Below are 4,576 nucleotides of genomic sequence, written 5' to 3'. Positions count from 1 at the left end.
GCCCACCGCATCCGCCCTCGTCGGGGTGGATGCGGTGGGCCGGCTTGATGGGGTTGTGGCGCTAGTTGCCGAGGATGAAGTCGGCGCCGCGCTCGCCAATCATGACCGACGGCGCGTTCGTGTTGCCGCTCGTGACCGAGGGCATGACCGAGGCGTCGATGACGCGCACGCCCTCGAGGCCGCGCACCTTGAGGCTCGTCGGGTCGACGACGGCGAGGTCGTCGCTGCCCATGCGGCAAGTGCCGACCTGGTGGTGGTAGGTCACGCAGTTCTTGCGGGCGTAGGCGGCGATCTCTTCGTCGGTCTGCACCTCGGGGCCGGGGTAGACCTCGACGGCGCCCCACCCCTCGGCGAGCGGGGTCTGCGCCGCGATTTCGCGGCACTGCTTCACCGAGTTGACGAGGCTCGTGATGTCTTCGTCGGTCGAAAGAATCTGCGGGTCGAGCAGCGCGACGTCGTGGGGGTCGTTCGACGCGAGGCGGAACGTGCCGCGCGAGGTCGGGCGCACCAGACCGGCGTGGAGGGTGATCGCGTTCGGGATCGGCTCTTGGAACTCGCTCACCATCGGCACGTCGAAGTAGATCGGCTGGGTGTCTGGCACGTCGGAGCCCTCGCGGAACGTCGTGAAGTGGTGCATCTGTGAAACCGGCTCGTTGACGTCGCGCTCGGGGATGTCGCGGGTCGTGGTCTGCGCAATGACCGGCGCGAGCACGTGGTCCTGCAGGTTCTCGCCGACGCCCGGCAGCTCGTGCTGCACGTCGATGCCGACCTCGGTGAGGTGGTCGCGCGGGCCGATGCCGCTGAGCAGCAGGATTCGCGGGGTGTCGAGCGCGCCGGCCGAGAGGATGACCTCGTCGGCGGTGAACTGCTCGGTCGCGCCGTCGATTTCAGCCTCGATGCCGGTGACGCGGTCGCCATCGAGCAGCAGCTTCGTCACCCACACGCCGGTGCGGATCGTCAGGTTCTCGTGGTCCTTGATCGGGTCGACGTAGGCGCGGTAGGAGCTGCAGCGCTCGCCGTCACGCACGGTGAGTTGCTCCCAGCCGACGCCCTCGATCGACTCGCCGTTGTAGTCGGGGTTCGCGGGCACGCCGGCCGCGACCGCGGCCTCGTGCATCGCTTCGAAGACCGGATTGTGCCGGTAACCGTCGACGGTGATGTCGAGCAGTCCGTCGCGGCCCCGCAGCTCGTCGTCGCCGACCGTGGTCTTTTCGATGCGCTTGAACACGGGCGCAACGTCTGCCCAGCTCCAGCCCTGGGCGCCCTCGCGCTCCCAGCGGTCGTAGTCGCCGTGCGCGCCGCGCACCCAGATAGTGGCGTTGAGCGAGTGCGAGCCGCCGAGCACCTTGCCTCGCGGCCAGTGCAGCTTGCGGTCGGCCGCGCCGGCCTGCGGGGTCGTGAAGTAGCCCCAGTCGTCCTTGCTGAGCCAGAGCTCGCCGAGGCGGCCGACGTCTTGAATCGCGGAGTTGACGTCCGACCCACCGGCCTCAAGCAAGGTGACCTGGTGGCCCGCATCGATGAGGCGGCGGGTGACGACCGAGCCGGCCGAACCGGCGCCGACGACGATGAAGTGCGACATGTAATCTCCCTTGAGTTGGCGCCAGCCACCATGGATGACGCGGTAAGCGCGACTCTACGAAAACTGACTGAAGAGTCAGTATTTTCGTGGGGCGGGCTGCGCGCGTTGTGAAGGACCGTGCGCTGGGCGACAAGTGGGGTCGCGGTGGGTGCGGTCGCAACCGCAGCAAACCTAGAAAACCGCATCGGATAGTCAGAGCCGTTGCCCTCGCGGGTGACGTTGACCGCACAGGGTGTCCCCGACATCCCACTTTTCGCGGAAAAACTGGGATGTTGGGGACACTCTGCGGCAGGAAAACCGCCCCAGCGCCCTACTCGACGACGCAGGCGACGGTGTGGGTGCCGTCGGCGGCCGTGCCGAGGCCGTGGGTGATGCCGTTGAAGCCAGGGAACTGCGCCGCGAGCTCAGCCTCGACCCGCAGGTACTCGACGATGCGCTCGGTCACCCGCTCCCCCGGCACGAGCAGCGGGATGCCCGGCGGGTACGGCGTCAGCAGCACGGCGGTGACGCGCCCCGCGAGGTCGTCGATCGCGACGTGCTCGATGCGGCCCGAGGTCATCGCGGCCCACGCATCCGTCGGCAGCAGCGCAACCTCCGGCGCATCCAGGTAGATGTCGGTCGTGAGGTTCGCGATATCGAAGCCGCGGTAGGCCGCGTGCAGGCGATCGCACAGCTCGCGCAGGCCGAGCTCGGCATACTGCGGATGCTCGTCGGCGAACTCGGGCATCGCCTCGCGCACCTCAACGTCGCGGTCGTAGAGCCGCTTGAAGCGGTGCAGCTCGGCGATGAGCGTGTTCCAGCGCCCCTTCGTGACGCCGATCGTGAAGAGAATGAACAGCGAGTAGAGCCCCGTCTTCTCGACGACGACCCCGTGTTCGGCGAGGTACTTCGAGAGCACAAGCCCGGGAATCCCGCTCTCGCCAAACTCCCCCGAGGTCGAGAGGCCGGGCGTGGTCAGCGTCACCTTGATCGGGTCGAGCATCGTGAAGCCGTCATCGACTGCGTCGAAGCCGTGCCACGTCTGCTCGCTCGTGAGCTCCCACTCCGAGCGCTCGGCGAGCCCCTCGCGCGGCGGCGTGTCGGGCCCCCACACGCCGAACCACCAGTCGCCCTCCGGCTGCTCGTCGCCGATGCGGATGATCGCGCGGCGGAACTCCATCGCCTCGGTGATCGCCTCCTCGATGAGCGCGTGCCCGCCGACGCCGCGCATCATCTCGGCCGAGATGTCGCAGCTCGCGATGATCGCGTACTGCGGCGAGGTCGAGGTGTGCATGAGGTACGCCTCGTTGAAGATGTTCGTGTCGAGCCTCGACGACTCGGCGTTCTGCACGAGAATCTGCGACGCCTGCGACAGCCCCGCGAGTAGCTTGTGCGTCGACTGCGTCGCGTACACGAGCGAGCGTTCGGTGCGCTCGGCGCGATCGTCGACCGCGTGCATTCCGCGATAGAGCTCGTGGAAGCGCGCGTGGGGCAGCCACGCCTCGTCGAAGTGCAGCACGTCGACATGACCGTCGAGCGTGCGCTTGATCTCGGCGGCGTTGTAGACGATGCCGTCGTAGGTGCTCTGGGTGAGCGTGAGGATGCGCGGGGTGCGGGTCTTGTCGGCAATGAACGGATGCGCTTCGATCTTGCGTCGGATCTCGGCCGGGTCGAACTCGCTGCGCGGGATCGGCCCGATGATGCCGGCGCGGTTGCGCGTGGGCATGAGGTAGATCGGAATCGCGCCGGTGAGCATGATGGCGTGGAGGATCGACTTGTGGCAGTTGCGGTCGACGAGCACGATGTCGCCGGGGCCGACGGCCGAGTTCCAGACGATCTTGTTCGAGGTCGACGTGCCGTTCGTCACGAAGTAGAGGTGGTCGGCGCCGAAGGTCTCGGCGGCGCGGGCCTCGGACTCTGCGACCGGGCCGGTGTGGTCGAGCAGCTGCCCGAGCTCCTCAACCGCGTTGCAGACGTCGCTGCGCAGCAGGTTTTCGCCGAAGAACTGGTGGAACAGCGTGCCGGCCGGCGACTTGAGAAACGCGGTGCCGCCCGAGTGCCCCGGGCAGTGCCACGAGTAGGCCCCGTCGTTCGCGTAGTTCGTCAGCGCGCGGAAGAAGGGCGGCGCGAGCCGTTCGACGTACCGCGTCGCCTCGCGCTGCAGCGTGCGCGCGACAAATTCGGGGGTGTCCTCATAGGCGTTGATGACGCCCTCGATTTCGCGCAGCACCTCGGTCGGCAGTTGGCGGGCGGTGAGCTGCTCGCCAAAGAGGAACAGCGGCAGCTCGGCATTGACAGCGCGGATCGCGCGCACGAACTCGCGCAGGTCGCCATGCTCGGCCTCTCCAGCCGCGTCCGGCACGACGTAGACGACGAGCGCCTTGTCGTTGAGGGTGCGCGCGAACGCGCTCGGGTTCGCGACCGAGGTGACGTCGACCGCGGCCGAGCCGAGCTCGCGCAGCTCGGCCATGAGCCGTGCGATCGAGGCGGTGAGTTCGGTGCCGACCGGGCGCGTGCCCGCGGCAAAGGCGACGGAGAGTCCGGAGTGTTGCACTGTCGTTCCTTTCTATAGAGACGGGCGCGGCTACCAGCCGCCGAATTCGGTGAGGATGCTGCGGGGCACGTCGCCCGCGACCGCGTCGTCGGCGGCGCGGAGGATGACGTCGAGGCCGGCGTCGAGCTCGACGTCGGTGATGCCGAGCGGCGGCGTGATTTCAAGCACGTTGTCGCGCACGACGTAGAGCACGCAACCGAGCTCCCACGCGCGGTACACGGTGAGGGCGGCGAGTTCGGCGCCCGTGCTGCCACCGGCGTCACCGAACTCGACGCCGAGCAGCAGGCCGCGGCCGCGCACCTCGGTAATCGCGGCGGCACCGGGCCGCCCGGCCGCCCGGGCCTCGGCGAGCCGCTGCCGCGCGGGCGCCTCGAGCCCGGCTGCGTTGCGGGCGAGGGTGCCGTCGGCGAGCAGGTCGAGCACCGCGTGGGCCGCGGCGACGGGCACCGGGCTGCCCGCGGGGG

The 4,576-nt window shown here is 68.9% G+C and carries 3 protein-coding genes; all 3 read right to left on the bottom strand.

The window, feature by feature from the left end; translation table 11 throughout:
- Window positions 1-61 precede the first annotated feature (61 nt).
- Window positions 62-1,579, bottom strand: coding sequence for a GMC family oxidoreductase (locus tag QM019_RS12460; protein ID WP_282853275.1), 1,518 nt, complete (start codon window positions 1,577-1,579; stop codon window positions 62-64).
- 310 nt (window positions 1,580-1,889) lie between these two features.
- Entirely contained in the window at window positions 1,890-4,112 is a 2,223-nt protein-coding gene (locus QM019_RS12455; RefSeq protein ID WP_282853274.1) for an Orn/Lys/Arg family decarboxylase, read from the bottom strand.
- 30 nt (window positions 4,113-4,142) lie between these two features.
- On the bottom strand, window positions 4,143-4,576 hold a 434-nt coding region (locus QM019_RS12450; RefSeq protein WP_282853273.1), incomplete at its 5' end, for an aminotransferase class III-fold pyridoxal phosphate-dependent enzyme.

The organism is Gulosibacter sediminis, assembly GCF_030011715.1.
GTDB lineage: Bacteria > Actinomycetota > Actinomycetes > Actinomycetales > Microbacteriaceae > Gulosibacter > Gulosibacter sediminis.
This window is presented reverse-complemented; position numbering and strand designations above follow the sequence as displayed.